Source organism: Isoptericola sp. NPDC056605 (genome assembly GCF_042792795.1).
GTDB lineage: Bacteria > Actinomycetota > Actinomycetes > Actinomycetales > Cellulomonadaceae > Isoptericola.
In genome coordinates, this window is record NZ_JBHTVT010000024.1 from 49,197 (window position 1) to 71,563 (window position 22,367).

At 76.2% G+C, this 22,367-nt stretch carries 25 protein-coding genes and 1 pseudogene; 13 read left to right on the top strand and 13 right to left on the bottom strand.

Annotated elements, in window-relative coordinates:
- The first annotated feature begins 9 nt into the window (after positions 1–9).
- Genes ureB through ACFQ8Y_RS19510 form a run of 6 tightly spaced genes read left to right on the top strand, consistent with a single transcriptional unit; the run spans position 10 to position 5,450 of the window.
- A complete protein-coding gene (gene ureB, locus ACFQ8Y_RS19485) occupies positions 10–396 on the top strand; it encodes an urease subunit beta (protein ID WP_430550458.1) in 387 nt (128 codons plus the stop codon).
- Positions 396–2,099, top strand: a complete 1,704-nt coding sequence (locus ACFQ8Y_RS19490) for an urease subunit alpha (RefSeq protein ID WP_430564240.1) — start codon at positions 396–398, stop codon at positions 2,097–2,099. The genes ureB and ACFQ8Y_RS19490 overlap by 1 nt, the downstream gene beginning before the upstream one ends.
- Before the next feature lie 8 nt (positions 2,100–2,107).
- On the top strand, positions 2,108–2,902 hold the full coding sequence (locus tag ACFQ8Y_RS19495) for an urease accessory protein UreF (protein WP_430586482.1): 795 nt from the start codon (positions 2,108–2,110) through the stop codon (positions 2,900–2,902).
- Positions 2,895–3,677 (top strand): urease accessory protein UreG, encoded by a 783-nt coding sequence (gene ureG, locus ACFQ8Y_RS19500; protein WP_430550461.1) that lies wholly within the window; start codon positions 2,895–2,897, stop codon positions 3,675–3,677. Before ACFQ8Y_RS19495 ends, ureG begins: the two co-directional genes overlap by 8 nt.
- Complete coding sequence (locus ACFQ8Y_RS19505) at positions 3,655–4,485, top strand: urease accessory protein UreD (protein ID WP_430586483.1); 831 nt, start codon at positions 3,655–3,657, stop codon at positions 4,483–4,485. The genes ureG and ACFQ8Y_RS19505 overlap by 23 nt, the downstream gene beginning before the upstream one ends.
- Positions 4,482–5,450, top strand: coding sequence for a HoxN/HupN/NixA family nickel/cobalt transporter (locus tag ACFQ8Y_RS19510; protein ID WP_430564243.1), 969 nt, complete (start codon positions 4,482–4,484; stop codon positions 5,448–5,450). The genes ACFQ8Y_RS19505 and ACFQ8Y_RS19510 overlap by 4 nt, the downstream gene beginning before the upstream one ends.
- On the opposite strand, the gene ACFQ8Y_RS19515 is transcribed toward ACFQ8Y_RS19510, so the two are convergent.
- The gene (locus ACFQ8Y_RS19515; protein WP_430564244.1) at positions 5,391–5,810 is read right to left on the bottom strand and encodes a MarR family transcriptional regulator; all 420 of its coding nucleotides are present in this window, start codon (positions 5,808–5,810) and stop codon (positions 5,391–5,393) included. The two genes, ACFQ8Y_RS19510 and ACFQ8Y_RS19515, sit on opposite strands and share 60 nt — an antisense overlap.
- An 86-nt stretch (positions 5,811–5,896) precedes the next feature.
- Here ACFQ8Y_RS19515 and ACFQ8Y_RS19520 point away from each other — a divergent pair, with 86 nt between their 5' ends.
- Positions 5,897–6,952, top strand: a complete 1,056-nt coding sequence (locus ACFQ8Y_RS19520; protein WP_430564245.1) for a substrate-binding domain-containing protein — start codon at positions 5,897–5,899, stop codon at positions 6,950–6,952.
- 65 nt (positions 6,953–7,017) lie between these two features.
- Positions 7,018–7,641: a malonic semialdehyde reductase gene (locus tag ACFQ8Y_RS19525; protein WP_430550466.1), complete on the top strand. Its 624-nt coding sequence runs from the start codon at positions 7,018–7,020 to the stop codon at positions 7,639–7,641.
- Between the two features lie 69 nt (positions 7,642–7,710).
- Here the strand turns inward: ACFQ8Y_RS19525 and ACFQ8Y_RS19530 are convergent, their stop codons facing one another.
- From ACFQ8Y_RS19530 to ACFQ8Y_RS19560, 7 genes and pseudogenes are all read right to left on the bottom strand, one after another.
- The gene (locus tag ACFQ8Y_RS19530; protein ID WP_430550467.1) at positions 7,711–8,760 is read right to left on the bottom strand and encodes a zinc-binding dehydrogenase; all 1,050 of its coding nucleotides are present in this window, start codon (positions 8,758–8,760) and stop codon (positions 7,711–7,713) included.
- An 81-nt stretch (positions 8,761–8,841) separates the two neighbouring features.
- Positions 8,842–9,744 (bottom strand): sulfurtransferase, encoded by a 903-nt coding sequence (locus ACFQ8Y_RS19535; protein ID WP_430586484.1) that lies wholly within the window; start codon positions 9,742–9,744, stop codon positions 8,842–8,844.
- Positions 9,741–10,349, bottom strand: a complete 609-nt coding sequence (gene rimI / locus ACFQ8Y_RS19540; RefSeq protein ID WP_430550469.1) for a ribosomal protein S18-alanine N-acetyltransferase — start codon at positions 10,347–10,349, stop codon at positions 9,741–9,743. The genes ACFQ8Y_RS19535 and rimI overlap by 4 nt, the downstream gene beginning before the upstream one ends.
- A complete protein-coding gene (gene tsaB, locus ACFQ8Y_RS19545) occupies positions 10,346–11,080 on the bottom strand; it encodes a tRNA (adenosine(37)-N6)-threonylcarbamoyltransferase complex dimerization subunit type 1 TsaB (protein ID WP_430550470.1) in 735 nt (244 codons plus the stop codon). The genes rimI and tsaB overlap by 4 nt, the downstream gene beginning before the upstream one ends.
- Positions 11,081–11,149: 69 nt before the next feature.
- Entirely contained in the window at positions 11,150–11,725 is a 576-nt protein-coding gene (tsaE, locus tag ACFQ8Y_RS19550; protein ID WP_430586485.1) for a tRNA (adenosine(37)-N6)-threonylcarbamoyltransferase complex ATPase subunit type 1 TsaE, read from the bottom strand.
- A complete protein-coding gene (alr, locus tag ACFQ8Y_RS19555; protein ID WP_430586493.1) occupies positions 11,722–13,056 on the bottom strand; it encodes an alanine racemase in 1,335 nt (444 codons plus the stop codon). Before alr ends, tsaE begins: the two co-directional genes overlap by 4 nt.
- A gap of 255 nt (positions 13,057–13,311) precedes the next feature.
- Positions 13,312–14,220 (bottom strand): annotated as a pseudogene (locus tag ACFQ8Y_RS19560) (pseudouridine synthase); the annotation flags it as partial.
- Between ACFQ8Y_RS19560 and ACFQ8Y_RS19565 the strand changes: the two are divergent.
- Complete coding sequence (locus tag ACFQ8Y_RS19565) at positions 14,158–14,640, top strand: glutathione peroxidase (RefSeq protein ID WP_430550474.1); 483 nt, start codon at positions 14,158–14,160, stop codon at positions 14,638–14,640. The pseudogene ACFQ8Y_RS19560 and the gene ACFQ8Y_RS19565 overlap by 63 nt on opposite strands.
- A 20-nt stretch (positions 14,641–14,660) precedes the next feature.
- On the opposite strand, the gene ACFQ8Y_RS19570 is transcribed toward ACFQ8Y_RS19565, so the two are convergent.
- Positions 14,661–16,214 (bottom strand): NAD(P)H-hydrate epimerase, encoded by a 1,554-nt coding sequence (locus ACFQ8Y_RS19570; RefSeq protein ID WP_430586486.1) that lies wholly within the window; start codon positions 16,212–16,214, stop codon positions 14,661–14,663.
- A gap of 69 nt (positions 16,215–16,283) precedes the next feature.
- Here ACFQ8Y_RS19570 and ACFQ8Y_RS19575 point away from each other — a divergent pair, with 69 nt between their 5' ends.
- Both ACFQ8Y_RS19575 and ACFQ8Y_RS19580 read left to right on the top strand, forming a co-directional pair.
- Positions 16,284–17,339 (top strand): LLM class F420-dependent oxidoreductase, encoded by a 1,056-nt coding sequence (locus ACFQ8Y_RS19575; RefSeq protein ID WP_430586487.1) that lies wholly within the window; start codon positions 16,284–16,286, stop codon positions 17,337–17,339.
- A gap of 3 nt (positions 17,340–17,342) precedes the next feature.
- Positions 17,343–18,176 carry an alpha/beta fold hydrolase gene (locus tag ACFQ8Y_RS19580; RefSeq protein WP_430586488.1) on the top strand — a complete coding sequence of 278 codons (834 nt, stop codon included), beginning with the start codon at positions 17,343–17,345 and terminating at the stop codon, positions 18,174–18,176.
- A 7-nt stretch (positions 18,177–18,183) separates the two neighbouring features.
- Here ACFQ8Y_RS19580 and ACFQ8Y_RS19585 read toward each other — a convergent pair whose 3' ends face one another.
- On the bottom strand, positions 18,184–18,534 hold the full coding sequence (locus ACFQ8Y_RS19585; protein WP_429727874.1) for a holo-ACP synthase: 351 nt from the start codon (positions 18,532–18,534) through the stop codon (positions 18,184–18,186).
- 81 nt (positions 18,535–18,615) lie between these two features.
- On the opposite strand from ACFQ8Y_RS19585, the gene ACFQ8Y_RS19590 reads away from it, so the two are divergent.
- Entirely contained in the window at positions 18,616–19,437 is an 822-nt protein-coding gene (locus ACFQ8Y_RS19590; protein WP_430564253.1) for an alpha/beta fold hydrolase, read from the top strand.
- A 19-nt stretch (positions 19,438–19,456) separates the two neighbouring features.
- On the opposite strand, the gene ACFQ8Y_RS19595 is transcribed toward ACFQ8Y_RS19590, so the two are convergent.
- Entirely contained in the window at positions 19,457–19,804 is a 348-nt protein-coding gene (locus tag ACFQ8Y_RS19595; RefSeq protein WP_430550480.1) for a pyrophosphatase, read from the bottom strand.
- 32 nt (positions 19,805–19,836) lie between these two features.
- Positions 19,837–20,394 (bottom strand): 2'-5' RNA ligase family protein, encoded by a 558-nt coding sequence (locus ACFQ8Y_RS19600; RefSeq protein WP_430586489.1) that lies wholly within the window; start codon positions 20,392–20,394, stop codon positions 19,837–19,839.
- A gap of 199 nt (positions 20,395–20,593) precedes the next feature.
- Here ACFQ8Y_RS19600 and coaA point away from each other — a divergent pair, with 199 nt between their 5' ends.
- Positions 20,594–21,553, top strand: a complete 960-nt coding sequence (gene coaA, locus ACFQ8Y_RS19605) for a type I pantothenate kinase (RefSeq protein WP_430547513.1) — start codon at positions 20,594–20,596, stop codon at positions 21,551–21,553.
- 13 nt (positions 21,554–21,566) lie between these two features.
- On the opposite strand, the gene ACFQ8Y_RS19610 is transcribed toward coaA, so the two are convergent.
- The gene (locus tag ACFQ8Y_RS19610) at positions 21,567–22,253 is read right to left on the bottom strand and encodes a DedA family protein (RefSeq protein ID WP_430550482.1); all 687 of its coding nucleotides are present in this window, start codon (positions 22,251–22,253) and stop codon (positions 21,567–21,569) included.
- Positions 22,254–22,367: the final 114 nt, after the last annotated feature.

Consider the following 22,367-nt stretch of genomic DNA (forward strand, 5'->3'; position numbering starts at 1 on the left):
GGAGGACCCGTGTCCGCACACGCCACCGCCGGCCCCGGCGCCACCCGCGTCGCCCCCGGCCGCCTCGAGCTCAACGTGCGCCCCCCGCACGAGCGGCTGCGCCTCGTCGTGGAGAACACCGGCGACCGGCCGGTGCAGGTGGGCTCGCACGTGCACCTGCCCGACGCGAACGACGCGCTCCGCTTCGACCGCACCGCCGCGCACGGGTTCCGGCTCGACGTGCCGTCCGGCACCTCGCAGCGGTTCGAGCCCGGCGTGAGCCGGGAGGTCGACCTGGTGACGATCCGCGGGGCGCGGCGCGTGCCGGGCATCCAGCGGGGCAAGCACGACGACGGCGCACTCGGCGCCGTGCCGACCCCGCAGGCCGCGGAGTCGCACGAGGAGCAGGAGGACTGATGGTCTGGATCGACCGCGAGCGCTACGCGGCCCTGTACGGGCCCACCGTCGGCGACCAGCTGCGCCTCGGCGACACCGACCTGTGGATCGAGGTCACCGAGGACCGCACGGTCGGCGGCGAGGAGGCGGTGTTCGGCGGCGGCAAGTCCATCCGGGAGTCGATGGCGCAGTCCACCCGCACCCACGCCGAGGGCGCCCCCGACACCGTGATCACCGGCGTCGTCGTGCTCGACTGGTGGGGCGTGGTGCGGGCCGACGTCGGGCTGCGCGGCGGGCGGATCGTCGCGCTCGGCCGCGCGGGCAACCCGGACGTCGCGGACGGCGTGCACCCCGAACTGGTGATCGGGCCGTCCACGGACGTGATCTCGGGAGAGGGCCGCATCCTCACCGCCGGCGGCTTCGACCCGCACGTGCACCTGCTGTCGCCGTCGGCGCTGCACGAGGCGCTGGCCACCGGCATCACCACCGTCGCAGGGGGCGGCACCGGCCCCTCGGAGGGGTCGAAGGCCACCACCGTGACGCCCGGCGCCTGGCACCTGCGCTCGGTGCTGCGGGCGCTGGACCACCTGCCGCTCAACGTGCTGCTGCTGGGCAAGGGCAACACCGTCAGCGCCGCGTCCCTGGCCGAGCAGGCCCTGGCCGGGGCGGCGAGCTACAAGGTGCACGAGGACTGGGGCTCCACCCCCGCGGCCCTCGACGCCGCGCTGCGGGCCGCGGACGAGTGGGGCCTGCAGGTGGCGCTGCACTCCGACTCGCTCAACGAGGCCGGGTTCGTGCAGTCCACGATCGACGCGATCGACGGCCGGGGCATCCACGCGTACCACGTGGAGGGCGCGGGCGGCGGGCACGCCCCCGACATCCTCACGATCGCGAGCCTGCCGCACGTGCTGCCGGGGTCGACCAACCCGACCCTCCCCCACACCGTGAACACCGTGGCGGAGCACCTGGACATGCTCATGGTCTGCCACCACCTCAACCCCGCCGTCCCCGAGGACCTGGCGTTCGCCGAGTCGCGCATCCGGGCCTCCACGATCGCGGCCGAGGACGTGCTGCACGACCTGGGCGCTATCTCCATCACCTCCTCCGACGCCCAGGCGATGGGCCGCATCGGCGAGGTGATCACCCGCACCTGGCAGGTGGCGCACGTGATGAAGCACCGCCGCGGGCCGCTGTCGGGCGCCGAGCCGGCGGACAACGAGCGCGCCCGCCGGTACGTCGCGAAGTACACGATCAACCCGGCCGTCGCGCACGGCGTCGACGCCCACATCGGCTCGGTGGAGCCGGGCAAGCTGGCCGACCTCGTGCTGTGGGACCCCCGGTTCTTCGGGTTCCGGCCCGAGCTCGTGATCAAGGGCGGCGTCATCGCGTGGGCGGCGCTCGGCGACCCGAACGCGTCCATCCCCACCCCGCAGCCGGTGCTGCAGCGGCCGGCCTTCGGCGACGCGATCGGCGCCGACACCTCGCTCGCGTTCGTGGCGCCGGCGGCGATCGAGGACGGCCTGGCCGGGCGGCTCGGCCTGCGCCGCGACCTGGCCCCCGTCGCCCCCACCCGCGACGTCACCAAGGCCGACATGCGCAACAACGACGCGCTGCCGGAGATCGACATCCGCCCCGACACGTTCGAGATCCGCGTGGACGGCGACCTGGTGGAGCCCGCGCCCGCGGTCCGGCTGCCGCTGGCCCAGCTCTACTCGATGTTCTAGGGCCGCCCATGTCGTTCCTGTCCCCGCACCCCACCACGGTCGCGCTGCTGCTCGCGGACGCCCGCCTGCCCGGCGGCGGGCACGCGCACTCCGCGAGCCTGGAGCCGGCGCTGCGCGGCGGGATGCCGCCGGCCGACGTCGCCGCGTGGATGGTCGGGCGGGCGACGACGGTGAGCCTCGTGGAGGCCGGCACGGCGGTGGTCACCGCGCGGCTGCTTGCCGACGCCGAGCCCCGCGCGACCGCGGTCGACGACGACGGGTCCGCCGCCGGGGCCGTCGACGCGCCGGACGTCCGGGTCGACGGGGTGGTGCGCGCCTGGGCGGCGCGGACGCCCTCCCCCGCCCTGCGGGACGCGTCGCGCCTGCTGGGCCGCGGGTACCTGCGGGTCGCGCGCACGCTGTGGCCGGACAGCGCGGCGGTGCGCCTCGTCGTCCGCCACGACGCGGCGAGCCGTCGCCGGGAGAGCGCAGGGCACGTCGTCCCGCACGGCACCGGCGCGCTGCCGCGCGCCGTCGTGCTCGGCGCGATCTGCGCGGCCGCCGGTCTCCCGCCTGCGGACGTCGTCCGCCTGACCGTCTACGACGACGCCCAGACGGCGGCGTCGGCCCTGCTCAAGCTCGAGCCGTTGGACCCGCTCGCCCCGGCGAGGTGGGTCCTGGACGCGTGCGCCGCCGCGGAGGAGCACGTGCTCCGCGTCGCGGCGTGCGCCACCCCGGAGGACATCCCGGCCTCCGGCGCCCCGTTGACCGAGGGCTGGGCCGAGGCCCACGCCCTCACGACCCAGAGGTTGTTCCGTGCCTGAGACCACTCCCCCCGCGACCCCTGCGACCCCCGCCCGCGCCCTGCGCCTGGGCGTCGCCGGCCCGGTCGGCGTCGGCAAGTCCTCCCTGATCGCGACCGTGTGCCGCGCGCTGGCCGACGAGCTGCGGATCGGCGTCATCACCAACGACATCTACACCGACGAGGACGCGCGGTTCCTGCGCTCCGCGGGCGTCCTGGACCCCGAGCGCATCCGCGCGGTCGAGACCGGCGCCTGCCCGCACACCGCCATCCGCGACGACGTCACGGCGAACCTCCTCGCGGCGGAGGACCTCGAGCGCGACTTCGCGCCCCTCGACCTCGTGGTCATCGAGTCGGGCGGCGACAACCTCACCGCCACGTTCAGCCCGGCGCTGGTGGACGCGCAGATCTTCGTGCTCGACGTCGCGGGCGGCGGCGACGTCGCGCGCAAGGGCGGGCCCGGCATCGGCCGCGCCGACCTGCTCGTGGTCAACAAGACCGACCTCGCGCCGTACGTGGGCGTGGACGTCGAGCGGATGGTCGCCGACGCGTCCGCCGCCCGCGAGGGCCGCGCCGTCGTCGCGCTGTCGCGCACCGACGACGCCTCCGTCGCCGCGCTGCGCGCGTGGCTCCTGGGCGTCCTGGAGCGGTTCCGCGGCGGCGAGCACGTGGCGCAGGACCCCGGCCCGATGGCGCCGCACTTCCACGCCGACCCCGACGGCGGGGGCGTCCTGCACAGCCATGACGACGGCGACCGGTCGCACGGGCACGAGCATGCGCACACCCACGCGCACTGAGGCGCGCCGCACGCTCGTCGAGGTCCTCCCGGGCGCCGTGCCGGGCGCCCCCGTGCGCGTGCGCACCCGGGACGGCCTGCTCGCCGCGCGGACCGTCGCGCGCGCCGCGGCCCGCGCGGAGGTGGCGCTGGTCGCGACCGGGGCGGTGCTGCTCGGCGGCGACCACGTGACGGTGCAGGTGCGCGTGGCCGACGGGTGCGCGCTGACCCTCACCGACGTCGGCGGCACGGTCGCGTACGACGGCGAGGGCGTGCCGTGCCGCTGGGACGTCGAGGTCCACCTCGGGCCCGGCGCGCGGCTCGACTGGGAGGGCCTGCCGTTCGTCGTGTCCACCGGCGCGGACGTGACCCGGTCGACGGACGCCGTCCTCGGCGCCGGCGCACGGCTGCGGCTGCGCGAGACCATCGTGCTGGGACGCGGCGGCGAGCGCGGCGGCCGCGTGGTGCTGCGCTCCTGCGTGCGCGACGACGAGGGGCCCCTGCTCGTCGAGGAGGTCGTGGCCGAGGGCGACCGTCCCGTGCCGGGGGTGCTGGGCGGGACGCGCGTGGTCGACACGGTCACCGACCTGCGCGGCACGGGCGACGACGACCCCGTCGGTGACGCCGATGTCGGTGCCGACGCCGGCACGGATGCCGGCGGGCCCGGGGCCGACGGCGCCGTGACGCTGCGCCTGGAGCGCGGCGGCACCCTGACCCGCTGGCTCGGGCCCGCCGCTCATCTCAGACCGTTGCACCGGTCTCATCCCGTACCGGCCCGTGACGTCCCGGAGCCGCCCGTACCGCCCGTCGCACGTCTGGAGCACGTATGACCCGGACCGCCCTCGTCGTCGCCGCCCTGCACGTCGTGGGGATCGGCGGCCTCGCCGCCACCCTCGCGCTGGACGGCGGGTCCGGCGCGATCACCCTCGTCATGGCCCTCACGGCGTACGGGCTCGGCCTGCGGCACGCGTTCGACGCCGACCACATCGCCACGATCGACAACACGACGCGGCGGCTCGTGCGCGAGGGGCGCGACGCCCGCGGGGTAGGCCTGTGGTTCTCGCTCGGCCACTCGACGGTGGTCGTGGGCGCCGCGCTGCTGCTCGCCGTCGGCGTGCAGGCGCTGGCCCCGGCCCTCGAGGACGAGTCGTCGCCCTGGCGCCGGTTCACCGGCGTGTGGGGGCCCGTGGTGTCGGGCACCTTCCTGCTGACGATCGCCGTGGTGAACGTGCTGCTGCTGCGTCGCGCGCTCCGCGGCGCCGGCCACCACCACCACGACCTCGACGCCGTGGGCGGCCCGGTCTCGTGGGCGCTGCGCCGGTTCGCCTGGGCCACCGACCGGCCCGGGCGCATGTACGGCGTGGGGCTCGTGTTCGGGCTCGGCTTCGACACCGCCACGGAGATCGGCCTGCTCGCCATGACGACGTCGACGGCCCTCGGTCAGGTGCCCTGGTACGCGCCGCTGCCGCTGGCGGTGCTGTTCGCCGCGGGGATGTCGCTGCTCGACTCCGTGCAGGGCTCCGCCGCCCGGCGCGCGTACGCCCAGGCAGGCGTCGGCGCGGGGCGGGGCCGCCTGCGCTACGACGTGCTGGTCACCGGCGTCTCCGCGGCGGCCGCGGTGGGCATCGGAGGCGTGACCCTGCTGCAGGTGGCCGCGGAGCACGTGCCCGCGCTCGCCGGGGTGCCGGGCGCGTCGGTCGGCCTCGAGCCGTACGGCCTGGTGCTCGCCGGGGTGCTACTGGTCGCGTGGCTGGTCGCCCTGCTCCGCCTCCGCCAGCCGCGCGTCGAGGCCTGACAGCACGTCCCGCCCCCGGGACGACAGGTGGACGCGGACGACGCGACGGTCGAAGGCGTCCACCTCGCGGTACACCAGCGCGCGGGTGACGAGCGCGTCCACGCGGCGCCCGAGGGTCGCCTTGTCCATGACCGTGGCGGCGCGCAGCTCGGACATCGTCGCGCCCGGACGGCGCCGCAGCGCGTCCAGCACGAGCCACTCGTCGAGGGTGCAGCCCGCCGGTGCGAGGGCGTCGGACGCGCGACGCGCGGCGCGTCGCCCGGCCACCACGGAGCCCCGCAGCTCGGCCGCGGGACCCGCCCCGGACGCGTGCGCACCGAGGCTCGCCGTGGGGCTCTCCGACCGCGTCGACGTCCGCATGCTGACCCGCCTTCCCTCGCCCTCGTACACTACCGGCCATCACAGGCCGGGGCCCGGACCAGGGTCCCTCGCGCGGACGGGACGTCATGTCGGACTTCGTCGTCGGCGTCCTGCTGCACTTCCAGGGGCCGGGCGGGATCTACGGCCCCTCGTGCCAGGCCGTCACGGAGCTCGCGGTCGCCGAGCTCAACGCCGCGGGCGGCATCCTCGGTCGCCCGGTGCGCGCCGAGCTGCTCGACGCCGGCCAGCCGGTCGACCGGCTCCGCCGGCGCCTCGGGGCGGCGCTCGACGGCGGGCGCCTGCACGCGCTCACCGGGTGGCACACGTCGGCGGTGCGGCGCGCCGTCGTCCCCCTCGTGCAGCGCCGCGTCCCCTACGTCTACCCGGCGGCGTACGAGGGCGCGGAGACGCGCCCCGGGCTCTACGTCACCGGGGAGGTGCCGTCGGCGCAGCTCTTCCCCGCGATCGAGCGCCTGCGGGCCGAGGCGGGCACGCGCCGGTGGTTCGTCGTCGGGGACGACTACGCCTGGCCCCGGGGCACGTACGCGGCGCTGGCGCCCCAGCTGGCCGGGCTCGGCGCGGGGTTCGCGGGCGCGCGCTTCCTGCCGGAGCAGGGGGCGAGCCATGCGCAGCTGGCGGCCACGCTCGAGGAGGTGGAGCGCTCGGGCGCCGAGGGCGTGCTGCTGCTGATGGTGGGGCAGAACGGGGTGCGGTTCAACCGCCTGTTCGCCCGGCGCGGCCTGCACGAGCGGGTGGTGCGGCTCAGCACCCTCATGGAGGAGAACATGCTCATGGGCAGCGGCGCGGGCGCGACGGCGAACCTGTACTCGGCCGGCGGCTGGTTCCGCAGCCTCGCGACCGGCGAGGCCCTCGACCTCGTGGGCCGCTACACCGCGCACCACGGGCTGCACGCGCCCGCGATCGGCGCCGCCGCGGAGGCCTGCTACGAGGGGATCCTCGCGCTGCGGTCGATCGTCGAGCGTGCGGGCAGCGCCGCCGTCGCCGCGACCGACCGCTCCGTCGACGGGCTCGCGTACGAGGGGCCGCGCGGCCTCGTCCGGTTCCACGGCAACCACGCCGAGCAGCGGCTCTACCTCGCACGCGCCGACGGGTTCGACTTCGAGCCGCTCACGGCGTTGTGACCCCTGTGGGGCACGTCACGGCCGGAGCCGGAATCATGCGTCTGCATCTATGTGTTCCGGCAATCATGACCGAGACCCTCACGCACCCCTCCACGTCCCTCGCCGTCGGCGACGACGTGGCGGACCTCCTGTTCCGCGCCGCCCGCACCACCTCGCTCTTCACCGACGAGCCCGTCACCGACGAGCAGCTCACCTCCGCCTGGGACCTGGCGAAGTTCGGCCCGACGGCGATGAACACGCTGCCGCTGCGCGTGCTGGTGCTGCGCTCGGGCGACGCCCGCGAGCGCCTCGTGGCCCACATGGGCGACGGCAACAAGGACCGCGTCGCCGGCGCGCCGGTCTCCCTGGTGCTGGCCGCGGACCCGGCCTTCCACCAGCACCTCGACACCCTCTTCCCCGCCTACCCGGGCATGAAGGAGCAGCTGGAGCCCGCCGCGGAGGTCCGCGAGCAGATGGCCCGCAACAACGCCCTCATCCAGGCCGGGTACCTCATCGTGGGCCTGCGGGCCGCCGGTCTCGCCGCCGGCCCGATGAACGGCATGGACTTCGACGGCGTCGACACCGAGTTCTTCGCCGAGTCCGGCTGGAAGTCGTTCCTCGTCATCAACGTCGGGCACGCCGAGGGCGAGGGCTCGCCCTACCCGCGCGGCCCGCGCCTCTCCTTCGACGAGGTCGCGCAGGTCCTCTGACCGCGACCCCACGACGCACGAACGGCCCGGCCCCTCAGGGCACCGGGCCGTTCGTCGTCCGGCTCGCGCCTACGGGTGCAGCACGATCTTCCCGACGTGCGCCCGGCGGGCCAGCTCCTCCTGCGCCCGCGCGGCCTGCTCCAGCGGGAACGTCGCCGCGACCACGGGCTCGATCGCGCCGTCGCGCGCCAGGCCCATGAGCAGGTCGAAGTGCGCGCGCGTGTGCATCGACGAACCGACGACCTGGGCGTTGTGGAGGTACAGCCGGCGGACGTCGAACGCCACCTCGTGCCCGCCGAGCGCCCCGGCGACGACCCACCGGCCGCCCTCGCGCAGCAGCGGCAGACCGTCGCCCAGCAGGTCGCCCGCGACCACGTCGAGGGCGACGTCGACGCCGTCCGGGGCCGCGGCGCGGACCTGCTCGACGACGTCCTGCGCCCGGTCCACGACGACGTGCGCGCCCGCCTCCCGCACCGAGTCGATCTTCGTGCCGCTGCTGACGGCGAGCACGCGCGCCCCGCGGGCGCGGGCGAGCTGGACGAGCGCGAGCCCGACGCCGCCGGAGGCCCCCGTGACCAGCGCGGTCTCGCCCTCCCGCAGCCCGCCGCGCTCGATCATGCCGAGCGCGGTGCCGTAGGCGGTGGGCAGGGTCGCGAGCTGGTCGTCCGTGAGGGGCGATCCCGTCATGTCGTGCACCTGGTCGGCGGGCGCCGTCACGTACCGGGCGTACCCGCCGTCCCGTTCGCTGCCCATGAGGCCCACCGGGTGGGCGTCCCGGCCGGCAGCGTCGTAGCTCGCCGGGTCGACCACGACCCGACGCCCGACGAGGCCCGGGTCCGACCCGGCGCCGACGGCCACCACCTGCCCCGCCACGTCTGCTCCCTGCGTCCGCGGGAAGTCGACGGGGCCGCGCCAGCCCGACAGGGCCGTCGGGTCGCCCGGCCTGCCGTAGGCACCCTCCCGGGTCCACAGGTCGGTGTTGTTCAGCGCCACCGCGGTCACACGGACCAGGGCTTCTCCCGGTCCGGGCGCCGGGACGGCGACCTCTTCCACCTGAAGGACCTCCGGGCCCCCGTGCCGGTGGATCCTGACCGCGTGCATCGTCTCGGGCGTGCTCATCGCTCGACCTCCCGTGTATACAGATCGGTATACATGCGACGCTAACACGGCTCCCGGGGAGCACCGGGAAGGACGACGACGCTAGGGCCGCCCGCCCGTGGCCACCGGGCGCGACGGGTCGTTCGACCACTGCGACCAGGAGCCCGCGTACAGGGCGGCGGGGATGCCCGCGCACGCCAGCGCGGCGATCTCGTGCGACGCCGTCACGCCCGACCCGCAGTAGACGCCGACGGCGAGCACGGCGTCGTCGCCCTCGTCGGTCGCGCTCAGGCCCAGGTCGGCGAACCGGCCCTGGAGCGCCTCCTCGTCGAGGAACGTGCCGTCCTCGCGCAGGTTCTCCGCGGTCGGCGCGCTCACGGCGCCGGGCACGTGGCCCGCCCGCGGGTCCACCGGCTCGGTCTCGCCCCGGTACCGCTCGGCGGCCCGCGCGTCCAGCAGGGTCCCGGTCTCGGCCAGCTCCGCCGCGTCGTCGGCGTCGAGCACCGGCAGGTGCCCCGGTCGCACGACGAGGTCGCCGGGCGCGTGGACGACGTCGCCGCTCTCCAGCGCCAGGCCCGCACGCACCCAGGCGGGCAGCCCGCCGTCGAGGATGCGCACGTCGTCCACGCCGAAGAAGCGCAGCAACCACCACGCCCGCGCCGCGGACGTGCCACCCACGGTGTCGTACACGACGACGCGCGACGTGGTCCGCAGCCCCCACGCCCGCGCGCTGCGCTGGAACGAGGACGCCGAGGGCAGCGGGTGGCGCCCCTCCTCCGGCGACGCCTCCGCGGCGAGCTCGGACTCCAGGTCCACGTAGACGGCGTCGGGCAGGTGGCCCTCGAGGTAGCGCTCACGGCCGTCCGTCATGCCCAGCGCCCAGCGCACGTCGAGCAGCACCGGCGCGCCGTCCGCGGGGTCGGGCCCGGCGCTGAGCCGCAGGTCCGCCGCGAGCTCCGCGACCGAGACCAGCACCCGCGAGCGCGGCGTGTCCTCGCGGGTCACGACGCCGCCCCTCGTCGCGCGTGCGGGTCGCGCAGGTCGAGGCGCATCGTGTACGCGTCCTTGTCCTCCGGCTGGTAGTACCTCTTGCGCAGCCCGATCCGCTCGAAGCCGTGCCGCTCGTAGAGCGCGAGCGCCGGCTCGTTGTCGACGCGCACCTCGAGCAGGACAGCCTCCGCGCGGAGCTTGCGCGCGCGCTCGACGAGCGCCTCCATCAGGGCGCGCCCCACGCCGTGCCGCTGGTAGTGCGGGTCCACACCGATCGTCATGACCTGCGCGACGTCGCCGTCGAACCACAGCCCGGCGTACCCGACCACCGGCTTCGGCCCGACTCCGTACACCGCGACCGCGTCCGGCCCCGCCGGCTCGGCGACCACGTACCAGCGGCCCAGCGCGGCCAGCTCGTCGGCGAGCATCCCGTACGTCCACGCCCCCGCGCCGAACAGCACCCGCTCGAGCTGGAGCACCCGGTCGAAGTCCGCGCTGGCCAGCGGGCGCAGCCGGCACGACGGCGCGTACACCTGCTGCACGGTGCGGGGCAGCCCCTCCTGCGCGGGCCGCTCGGGCCCGTCGGCGACCGGCTCGGTGGTCGGCTGCTCGGTGGTCATGCCGGGCTCCCGGTGGCGGGCACGAGACGTGCCGGCGCGGGCTCCTGCACGTCGGGACGGCGCAGGTACAGCGGCTCGGTGGGCAGCTCCTCGCCGGCGGCGCGGCGGGCGAGCGCGAGCCGTGCCAGCACCGCGGCGTCCGGGACGAGCGGGGCGTCCTCGTCGGCGGGCAGGTGCTCCGGGTACAGGGTGGCGCCCTCCCCCACGACGACCAGGCGGCCGCCGTCGGCGGGCGCGTCCGCGAGCCGCGCGGCGACGTCGGCGGCCTTGTCCACCCCCGGGCCGGCCAGGGTCTCGACGACGGGGACCCCGTGCGGGCCCTCGTGCGCGACGACGCGGTAGTGCGCCCAGTAGACCTCCTTGCGGCGGGCGTCGGTCGCGACGAGCACCTCGTCGCCCGGCGTCAGCCCCAGGTCGGCGACGGCCTGCACCGCGACCGCGTCGACGCTCGGCACGCCGAGCACGTCGATCCCCAGGGCCAGGGCCAGCGTGCGCGCCGTGACCAGTCCCACGCGCAGGCCGGTGAAGGGCGCGGGCCCGGTGCCCACGGCGACGGCCGTGAGGTCCGTGCGGTCCAGGCCGGCGTCGGCGAGCACCGCGTCGACGAGCGGGGCCAGCGACTCGGCGTGTCGGCGGCGCTCGTCGGCCGACCGCGCGGCGAGCCGGGCGCCACCGGGGTCGACGAGCGCGACGGAGACGGCTGCGGAGGTGTCCAATGCGAGAACTGCCACGGCCTCAGCCTACGTTTCCCGCGGCCCGGCCGGGGGAGTCGCCGTCCGTGCTGGATCCCTCCGGCGGGGTCAGCGCGCGGTGAGGGCGTCCAGGTCGACGTCGGCCCAGCGGGGGCCGACGCCGCGCAGCGTCGCGTGGCGCGTCCCGGCGCCGGGGTCGGCCTCCACGTCGGCGTCGTCGGCGGCGGCGTCACCGTCGTCGCCGTCGGCGGAGGCCGCGGTGCCGCGTGGGCGCTCCAGGTCGATCTCGAGCCGGTCGTCGGTGAGCGCCTCGGCCAGCCCGCGACCCCACTCGACGACGGTGACGGACTCGTCGAGCGACGAGTCCAGGTCGAGCGCGTCGAGCTCGCCCAGGCCGCCGAGCCGGTAGGCGTCCACGTGCACCAGCGCCGGGCCGCGGGAGCCGTCCTCGCGCGGCAGCGGCGGGTGCTCGCGCGCCACGATGAACGTGGGCGACGCCACCTGGCCCCGGATGCCCAGCGCGGCCCCCAGGCCCTGGGTGAGCGTCGTCTTGCCCGCCCCCAGGTCCCCCGTGAGGATCACCAGGTCGCCCGCCCTGAGCACCCCGGCCAGGGCCGCCCCCAGCGCGCGGGTCGCCTCCGCGTCCGGCAGGTCCGTCTCGGTCCGCACGACGACGTCGCTCACCGCTGCACTTCCTTCCAGGTCTCCGTGTCGGTCGCGTCCAGGCCCGTGTACACGCGCACCGCGCGCGCCCCGATGCCCGTGACGATCTCGTAGCTGATGGTGCCCGCCGCGCGGGCCCAGTCCTCGGCGTTCGGCAGCGTGACGCCACGTGCGGCGCCGCGCTCCACGCCGTCGGACGCGCCGAACAGCGTGACGACGTCGCCGGCCCGCTCGGTCGCGTCGGGTCCGAGGTCGAGCACGAACTGGTCCATGCACACCCGCCCGGCCACGCGCAGCACCCGGGCGGACTCCCCGCTCCCGACGCCCACCGGCCCGCCGACACCGAGGCTGCCGCCCGACGCGTGCCGCTGGATGCCGTCCGCGTAGCCCAGCGGCACGACCCCCAGCCGGGTGTCGCGCGGCGTCGTGTAGTGGTGCCCGTACGACACCCCGTGCCCGGCCGGCACGTCCTTGACCGTGGCGAGCCGGGCCTGGAGCGTCATCGCGCCGCGCAGCCCGTGGTCGCCGGGCGCGGCGAGCTGCGGCACGGGCGAGTGCCCGTAGACCGCGATGCCGGGGCGGACGAGGTCGTAGTGCAGCCGGGGGTCCGTGAGCACGGCGGCCGAGTTCGCGAGGTGCCGCACCTCGAGCGCCGCGCCGGAGGCCTCGACGACGGCCACCGCGGCGTCGAACGCCGCCGCCTGGAGCGCGATCGACGGGTGCCCGGGCTCGTCCGCGCACGCCAGGTGCGACATCACGCCCACGACCCGCAGCACGCCCTCGGCCTCGAGCGCGGCCGCCCGGCGCACGACGTCCGGCAGGTCGGCGGGCATGATCCCGCTGCGGCCGAGGCCGGTGTCGACCTTGAGGTGCACCCGCGCCGGTTCGCCCGCGGCTCGCGCCCCCGCGGCCACCTCGTCGAGCGCCCACGGGGCCGCGACCCCGACGTCCACGCCGGCGGCCACGAGCCGGTCGAAAGGCGCCCCCGGCGTCGCGAGCCAGGTGAGCACGCGCGCGTCCGCGGCCGTCACGCCGCCGGCGCGCAGCGCGAGCGCCTCGGCGGGCACCGCCGTCCCGAGCCACGTCGCACCGCCCGCGAGCGCCGCCCGGGCCACCGGCAGCATCCCGTGCCCGTACCCGTCGGCCTTCACCACCGCCATCACCGCCGCGCCCGGCGCGTGCCCGGCCAGGGCTCGCACGTTGTCGCGCACGGCGGACAGGTCGACGACGGCGCGCGCCAGCGCATGGTCGGGGAAGTCGTCGGGGACGTTGTCGGCATGCGGCAGGTCGGCCGGCGCGGCGGGGACGGTGTCGGTCGGGACCTCGGACGGGACCTCGGTGCTCACGGTCATCGATTCTCTCACCGCGGGCCGTCCCCCCCCGCCGTCGCCCGTGCCATCGCCCATGCCGTCGCCCATGCCATCGCCCGGCCACGCCGCGAGACGACGCCGGGAGCGGAACTCCCGGGGCTCGCCGCTGAGGGGGTCGACGAACGCCAGCGAGCGGGCGAGCAGCTGCAGCGGCCGGTCCGGGTCGTCGGGCGCGTCCTCGCGCAGCACCGGCCAGAACGGGTCGTGCAGCAGCGGCAGCCCGAGCGAGGCCATGTGCAGGCGGAGCTGGTGCGTCTTGCCGGTGCGCGGCTCGAGCCGGTAGAGCCCGAGGCCGCGGGCGTCGTCGCGCGCGACGAGCGTCACCCGTGACTCGGCGTTCGGCTCCCCCGGCTCCTCCTGGGCGCGCACCACGCCCCGGTGCTTGACGATGCGCGAGCGGACCGTCGTCGTGCCCTCCCGGTCCAGCTCCGACTCCAGCACCGACCCGGGCGCCGGCAGGGGCGCGACCGCCTCGTAGACCTTCCGCACCGCGCGGTCCTGGAACGCCGTCTGGTACGCCCCGCGCACCTCGGGCCGCACGGTGAGCACCAGCACGCCGGCGGTGGGCCGGTCGAGCCGGTGCGCGGGCACCAGCCCGGGCAGGTCGAGCGTCGCGCGCAGGTGCACGAGGACCGTCCGGGTCACCCACCGCCCGCGCGGCATCGTCGCGACGAGGTGCGGCTTGTCGACCACCAGGAGGTCGTCGTCGCGGTGCAGCACCTCGATCTCTCCGAGGGCCGGCACCTCGGGCTCGTCGGCGGGCGGGTCGCGGTACAGGTAGAGGAAGCCGCGCGGCTCGTACGGGGTGGCGTGGTCGACGACGGCGCCCGCGCCCGTCACCACCTCGCCCGCGGCGAGCTTCTCCCGCAGCCGGGCGGCGTCGGCGACGTCGTGGCCGAAGCGCTCCAGCAGGTACTGCGCCGCCGTCGCGTAGCGGGCGACGGCCTCCGCGTCGTGGGGCAGCACCAGGCGCGTGGGGTTGAGGCCGTCCCGCACGGGCAGGGGCGGGACGTGCTTGCGCGGGCGGTGTTCGCGCGATCCTGGTGGCACCGGACCATTGTCGCGCGCGGCATGATGGCCCGTATGAGCCTCTACGACATCCCGTTCGAGAGCATGGACGGCACGACGACGACGCTCGCGGAGCACCGCGACGACGTCGTGCTGGTGGTCAACGTCGCCTCGCGCTGCGGGCTCACCCCGCAGTACGAGGCGCTCGAGCAGCTGCAGAAGACGTACGCCGACCGCGGCTTCACCGTGATCGGCTTCCCGTCCAACCAGTTCCTCCAGGAGCTCTCCAGCGACGAGAAGATCGCCGAGTTCTGCTCCACCACCTACGGCGTCACGTTCCCCGTGGTCTCCAGGATCCGCGTGAACGGCCGGCACACGCACCCGCTGTACGCCGAGCTGAAGAAGACGGCCGACGCCGGCGGGCACGACGGCCGCATCCGGTGGAACTTCGAGAAGTTCGTCGTGCTGCCCGGCGGCGACGTGCACCGGTTCTCCCCGCAGACCGTCCCCGACTCCCCCGAGATCGTCGGCCTCGTCGAGAAGGCGCTGCCCAGGTAGCCCGGGCCCGTCGCGGCCGGCTATCGAGCCCCCAGCAGCGCGGCGACCTCGCCGGGCACCGCCGTCGCGACGTCGAGCGCCGCCACGGGCCCGCCCGGGACGGCGCGGTGGGCGGCGCGGCCGTGCACCAGCGCGGCCGCGGCCGCGACCTCGGCCGCGAGCGCCGGGTCCTCGACGACGTCGCGCGAGCGCGCCGCGAGCATCGCGCCGAGCACCCCGGCGAGCACGTCGCCCGCGCCCGCGGTGGCCAGCCAGCCGGGCCCGTCGGCCTGCGCCCACGCGCCGCCCGGGCCGACGACGACGGTCACGCCGCCCTTGAGCAGCACCGTCGCGCCGGTGAGCTCGTGCGCCCTGCGCGTCCACCGCAGCGGCTCGGCCTCGACGTCGGGCCGGCGCACGTCCTCGCCGCGCGAGCGCAGCAGCGCCGTCAGCTCGCCCGCGTGCGGGGTGAGCACGAACCACGCCGGGACGCGCTCGTCGAGCAGGCCCAGCCCGCCGGCGTCGACGACCGCGGGCACGGGGCCTCCCGCCGTCCCGGCGAGCCGCCCGGCCGCCGCCGCGAGGCCCGCCCGCCCCCGCTCGTGCTGGCCGTCGTCGAGACCGTCGGCCTCCCCCTCGTGGGCGGCCTCCGGCCCGCCGGGGACTCCCGGCCCCACCACCCACGACTGCACGCGGCCGGGCGCGGTGACGACCTCGGGCCGCGCGGCCAGCACCGCACGACCGACCGCCTCGGAGCCGCGGTAGCGCACCATCCCGGCGCCGGTGCGCACCGCCGCGGTCGTGGTGAGCACGGCCGCGCCGGGATACGTCGCCGTGCCCGCGACGACACCGACCACGCCGCGCGTGTACTTGTGGTCCGCGGGGCCGGGTACCGGCCACGACGCCGCGACGTCGGCGGTCCCCAGCCGCCGCACGGCCGGCGGGCCGGCGAGGTCCAGGCCGATGTCGACCACGCTCACGTCGCCCGCGAGCCCCGCCGCCGGCGGCAGCAGCAGGCCCGGCTTGGCCGCGCCGAACGTCACGGTGCGGTCCGCCGGCAGGACCGGGCCGGCCACCGCGCCGTCGTCCACCCCGATGCCGGACGGCACGTCCACCGCCACCACCCACGGCCGCGGGCCGGCGGCCAGCGCATCCACCACGTCCGCGGCGAGCCCCCGCAGGGGGCCGTGCGCGCCGATCCCGACCAGGCCGTCGAGGACGACGTCGGCACGGGCGGCGGCGTCGACCACCGGGGCGAGGGCCCCGGGCGACGCGAACAGCTCCACGACCCGGCCGCCCGCGCGCTCCAGCGCCGCCCGGCCCCCGGCATGGAACCGCTCGGCGACCAGCACCGCGGTCACCGCCAGGCCGCGCCGCGCCAGCACGGCGCCCGCGTGCAGCGCGTCGCCGCCGTTGTTGCCCGCCCCCGCGAGCACCACGACGCGCGCGCCCCGCACCGGGCCCCGGCGCGCGGCGACGTCGCGCAGCACGTGCGTCGCGAGCGCGAACGACGCCCGCGCCATCAGGGGTGCCCCCGCCGCGAGCAGCGGCTCCTCGGCGGCGCGGACGTCGGCGGCGGACCAGGCGGAGATCATGGGACGCATCCTCCCGCGCGCCGCCGTGCCCCGCAGCGTCGCCGCAGGTCCGGGCATAGGCTCGGGCCCATGCGATTCGGACTCTTCATCCCGCAGGGCTGGCGCCACTCGCTCACCGACGTCCCCCCGGAGCAGCACTGGGAGACGATGCTGTCCCTGCTCCACTACGCCGACAACGCCGCGGCCGGCGAGCCGATCCCCGGCGGCCCCTGGGCCTGGGACTCGGTCTGGGTGTATGACCATTTTCATACGGTTCCGATCCCCAGCACCGAGGCGACGCACGAGGCGTGGACGCTGATGGCGGCGTTCGCGGCGGCGTCCCAGCGCGTGAAGCTGGGCCAGATGTGCACGTGCATGTCGTACCGCAACCCCGCCTACCTGGCGAAGGTCGCCTCGACGGTGGACGCGATCTCCGGCGGCCGCGCCCAGCTCGGCATCGGCGCCGGCTGGTACGAGCACGAGTGGCGCGCCTACGGGTACGGCTTCCCCCGCGCGGGCGAGCGCCTGCGCGCCCTGGACGAGGGCCTGCAGATCATCACCCAGATGTGGCGCACCGGGTCGTCCGGAAAGTTCGACGGCGAGCGCTACCAGGTGGACGGCGCGCTGTGCTACCCGCAGCCGCTGCAGCGGCTCCCGGTGGGCGACGGCGGCGCCGAGGTGCCGAGCATCCCGCTGTGGGTGGCGGGCGGCGGCGAGAAGAAGACGCTGCGCATCGCCGCGCGGTTCGCGCAGTACACGAACTTCGACGGTTCGCCCGAGGGCTTCGCCCACAAGTCGTCGATCCTCGAGCAGCACTGCCGCGACGTCGGTCGTGACTTCGGGGAGATCACCCGCTCGTCCGACTACAACGTGGTCATCGGGGAGAACCCGGCGGAGGTGGACGACCGCTTCGCCTGGATCGAGTCGCACTTCCGCAAGCACGCCCCCGGCGAGCGCGGCGAGCAGGAGATCGCGAACTGGCGCAACAGCCCTGTCGTCGGCACGCCCGAGCAGGTCGTCGAGAAGCTCGCGGCGCTGCGCGACCTCGGCATGACGTACGCCATCACGTACTTCCCCAACGCTGCCGGCGACCGCGACCAGATCGAGCTGTTCCAGCGGCAGGTCATCCCCGCCCTGCAGGACTGAGACGTGGGCTCGCGGCACGAGCTCGACCTCCCCGACGGCCGGCGGCTCGTCGTGCACGACGACGGCCCGCCGGCCGCCGACGCCGTCGTCTGGCACCACGGCTCGCCGCAGTCCGGCGAGCTGCTGCCCCCGGTCGTCGCCGCCGCCCGGGCGCGCGGGCTGCGGGCGGTCTCCGCGGCCCGCGCCGGGTACGGCGGGTCCACCCGTCGGCCCGGACGAACCGTCGCGGAGGCGGCGTCGGACGTGGCGTACGCCCTGGACGCCCTCGGCGTGGCCCGGTGCCTCGCCGTCGGCGCCTCGGGCGGTGCCCCGCACGCCCTGGCCCTCGCCGCGCTCCGGCCCGACGTGGTGTCCGGCGTGGTCACCCTCGCGGGCGTCGCGCCCTACCCCGGCCCCGGCCGCGACGCCCTGTGGTTCGCCGGGATGGCCGACGACGGCGGCCTGCGCTCGGCTCTCGACGGCCCGTCCGCCCGCCAGCGGCACGCCGAGACCGCGGAGTTCGACGGGTCGAGCTTCACGGCCGACGACTACGCGACGCTCGCGGGGACGTGGGCGTCGCTCGGCGCCGACGCCTCCCGGTCCGGCGAGGCGTGGCCGGGCGGGCTGGTCGACGACGACCTCGCGTTCGTGCGTCCGTGGGGCGTGACGCTCGGCGACGTCACGGCGCCGGCCCTGGTCGTGCAGGGTGGCGCCGACCGGGTGGTGCCCCGGCACCACGCCGACCTGCTGGTCGAGGGCCTGCCCGCCGCGGAGCTGTGGCTGCGCCCGCGGGACGGCCACGTCAGCGTGCTCACCGCGCTGCCGGTCGCGTTCGACTGGTGGCGCTCCGCCGCCTGAGGGGCGGTCAGCCCTCCGCCACGACCATCGCGGACGCGATGCCGGCGTCGTGGGAGATGGACAGGTGCCAGGCCTTCACGCCCAGCTCGTCGGCGCGGGCCTGGACGGTGCCGCGCAGCTCGACCTCGGGCGGTCCGCCGACGGTGCGGTGCACCGTCGCGTCGTGCCAGTGCAGGTTCCCCGGGGCCCCGAGCGCCTTGGCGATGGCCTCCTTGGCCGCGAAGCGCGCCGCGAGGGACGACGCCGGCAGGTCGCGCTCGGCCTCGGTGAAGAGCTTCTCGCGCAGGCGCGGCACCCGCTCCACCGTCGCCATGAACCGGGCGACGTCCACCACGTCGATGCCCACGCCGATGATCATGGCCCACAGCCTAGGTCCGTCGGCGTCAGGGGCGACGGTGTCAGGACGACGGTGTCGGTGCCGGGACCTAGCGTGCCCGCCATGCCCGACCACCCCGCACCCCTGCACCATGTCGAGCGCGGCGCGCCCGCGGCGCCCGGCACGCCCACCATGGTGCTGCTGCACGGGTTCCCCGTGGACCACCGCCTCATGCTGACGCCGTTCGAGTCCGCCCTCGACGGGCGCCCGCGCTGGCGCCGCGTCTACCTGGACCTCCCGGGGATGGGCGCGAGCCCGCCGTCGGGCGTGGCGAGCACGGACGACGTCCTCGCGGTCGTGCGGGAGGCGATCGACCGTCTCGTCCCCGGCCCGTACGTCGTGGTGGGCGAGTCGTACGGCGGCTACCTGGCGCGGGGCCTGGTGGCCGCGGAGCCGGAGCGCGTCCACGGGCTCGCGCTCCTGTGCCCCTTGATCGTGCCGGAGCACGACCGGCGCGACGTCCCGCCGCACCGCGTGCTGGTCCGCGACGACGCGCTGCTGCGGGAGGTCGGAGCGGCGGCGCTCGACGCCGACGACGTCGGCGTCGTCCAGACGTCGGAGACCTGGCGGCGCACGCTGGCCGAGGTGACGCCCGGGCTGGAGGCCGCCGACCCGGCGACCGTCGCACGGGTCGGGGCCCGCTACGCCGGCACCTTCCCGGTCGAGCCGCGGCCCTACGACGGCCCGACGCTGATCCTCACCGGCCGTCAGGACTCCTCGACCGGCTACCGCGACGCCTGGCGGGTCCTCGAGCACTACCCGCGCGCGACGTTCGCCGTGCTCGACCGCGCCGGCCACAACCTGCAGATCGAGCAGCCCGCGCTGTTCGACGCCCTCGTGGGCGAGTGGCTCGACCGGGTCGAGGAGGCGGCGTCGGGCGACTAGGACCGCGAAGGGCCGGGCGTCAGACCTCCGGGCGGACCCCGGCCTCGTCCGCCGGCTCCACCAGGTGCCGCCACCGGAACCACTTGCGGTCGATCTCCGCCTCGAGGTCGACGTCGAACCGGCGCGCGACGAGCAGCACCTGCGCGAGCACGTCGGCGAGCTCGGCACGGAACGCCGCGTCCACCTCGCCGGCACCCGCCCCGCGGTCGCGCGACCGGCCGGACCGCGCGAGGTACGCCTGCGTGAGCTCCCCGACCTCCTCGTGCAGCTTGAGCACCAGCCAGTCGTCGGTGCGCGCGACGCCGAAGCGCCGCTCGTACACCCGCGAGATGATCTCGACCTCGTCGCCCAGCTCCGTGAGTTCCACGCCCCCACCCTAGGGACGACGACGGCGCGCCGTCAGGTTCCGTCGGCCCCGGCGTCGGGAGCCAGGGGGAAGGCCGCCCGCCGCCGCCAGCGATCGCTTTCGAACACCAGCAGCGCGACCGCGCGCACCGTCGTCCGGACCGGCAGGCGGGGCGCCACCGCGGCCTCGGCCTCGTCGAGGACCTCGGGCTCCTGGCCGTCCGCGACGGTGAGGTGCGGGACGACGTCGTCGAACGCTCCGCCGTACGGCGGGGCCTCGGGGAACCGCGCCGCCACCGCGGCGAGCAGCGCCCGCCACGCGGGGTCCGGCCCCGGGACGAGGTACAGCACGCCGGGAAAGCGACCGCACCCGGCGAACGTCGCGTCGAACGCCGGGTGGGCCCCCACGACGTCGCGCAGGGCGTCGAGCACGGCGGCGTCGAGGGCCGCGACGGGCAGGAAGGGGAACAGCACGGTGACGTGCGCGGGCACGCCGTACGCGGCGGCCACGTCGAGGTCGCTCCGCAGCCCGCCGACCACGGGCTCGGCCTCGGGCACCACGACGACCAGCGCCGCCTGCCCCGCGGCGAACCGCTCGGACCCGTCGCTCATCGCCTCGGCGCTCCTCCCTGCCGGCGCCGCGCAGACCGCGGCGCACCGGGCGGCGAGCCTATCGACGGGGTCGTGGCGCGTCGCCCGATTTGCAGGTCGAACCCGATGCTCGGGCAGAATCGTGCAGGTGGCACCGCAGTCCCCCGACACCGCACCCGGCACGACGCCGAGCCCTGCCCCCGGCACGGCTCCCCCACCCCTGGGCGAGCACCTCACGCGGCTCGCGCCGGCGTCCCCGTACGTCGACCTCGACCGTGCGGCGTGGAGCCGGCTGTCGGCGTCGACGCCGCTGCCGCTGACGGACGCCGACGTCGAGCGGCTGCGCGGCCTGGGCGACCCGATCGACCTCGCGGAGGTGGACGCCGTCTTCCGCCCGTTGTCGCGGCTGCTCAACCTGTACGTGGCGGCGAGCGCGGGCCTGCACCGCGCCACGTCGACGTTCCTGCACGAGGAGCCGCCCCGCACCCCGTACGTCATCGGCGTCGCGGGGTCGGTCGCCGTCGGCAAGTCGACGACGGCGCGCATCCTGCGCGAGATGATGGCGCGCTGGCCCGACACCCCGCACGTCGAGCTGATCACGACCGACGGCTTCCTGTACCCGAACGCGGAGCTGCAGCGGCGCGGCATCATGGACCGAAAGGGCTTCCCCGAGTCCTACGACCGGCGGGCCCTCATCCGGTTCCTGTCGCGCGTGAAGGCGGGGCAGGCCGAGGTGCGCGCCCCTGTGTACTCGCACGTCGTCTACGACATCGTGCCCGGCGAGGAGGTGGTGGTGCGCAAGCCGGACGTGCTCATCGTCGAGGGCCTCAACGTGCTGCAGCCGGCGCGGCCCTCCGCGATCGACGAGTCGACCGTGGCCGTGAGCGACTTCTTCGACTTCTCCATCTACGTCGACGCCCGCACGCGCAACATCCGCCAGTGGTACGTGGAGCGCTTCCTGCAGCTGCGCCGGACGGCGTTCAGCAGGCCGGAGTCGTACTTCCGGCGCTATGCGGACCTGTCCGACGCCGAGGCGACGGAGCGGGCGCTGTCCATCTGGGAGTCGATCAACGCGCCGAACCTGGAGCACAACGTGCTCCCCACCCGTGGGCGCGCCACCCTCGTGCTCACCAAGGGGTCGGACCACTCCGTGCAGCGGGTGCGGCTGCGCAAGCTCTGACCGACCGTCCGGGTCAGGCCGCCCGGCTCGTCGGCTCGGCGTCGGCCTCGTCGTCGGCCTCGTCGTCGGCGGGCACCGGCTGCGCCTTCGGCGGGCCCGCGACGCGCTGCACGACCTGGTCGACCAGGACCCCGAGCAGGATGCCGGCGACCACGCCGACGGCCATGGCGAGCAGCGTGTTGTGCCCGAGCCAGGAGGCCGCGGCGAGGCCGATGAGCATCGAGTAGATGCCCCACGTCACGGCGGCGATCCCCGAGTACAGCATGAACCGGTGGCGCGGATAGCCCACGGCGCCGGCGGTCATGTTGACCGCCACCCGCCCGATGGGCACGTACCGCGCGGCGAGGATGAACGACGCGCCGCGGTGCTCGAGCGCGTGCCGCGCCCAGTCGACGGCCTTGCGCCCGCGGGCCGAGCGCAGGAAGGCGAACCGCTCCGTGCCGACGGCACGGCCGATCTGGTAGGCGATCTGGTCGCCCGTCCAGGCGCCGGCGATGGCGAGGGCGAGGACGCCGGGAAGCCACGGCTCGCCCTCGGAGTGCGCGAGCACGGTGAGGGTGATGACCACGGACTCGCTGGGGATCGGGGGGAAGAACCCGTCGATCGTCGCGAAGACGTACATGGCCGGGTAGATCCACAAGGACGCGCCGAGGTCGAGGACCCAGCCCTCCAGCTGTGCCAGCATCGTCGACAGGTTCACCAGGTCGGTCCCTCGGTTCGTCGGCCGGGAGGTGGGCCTCCGGCGGTCGCACGACGCCGTGCGGCGTCACGGCACCAGCCTAGGCAGAACCAGGGCACCGGCTGCATGGGGAAT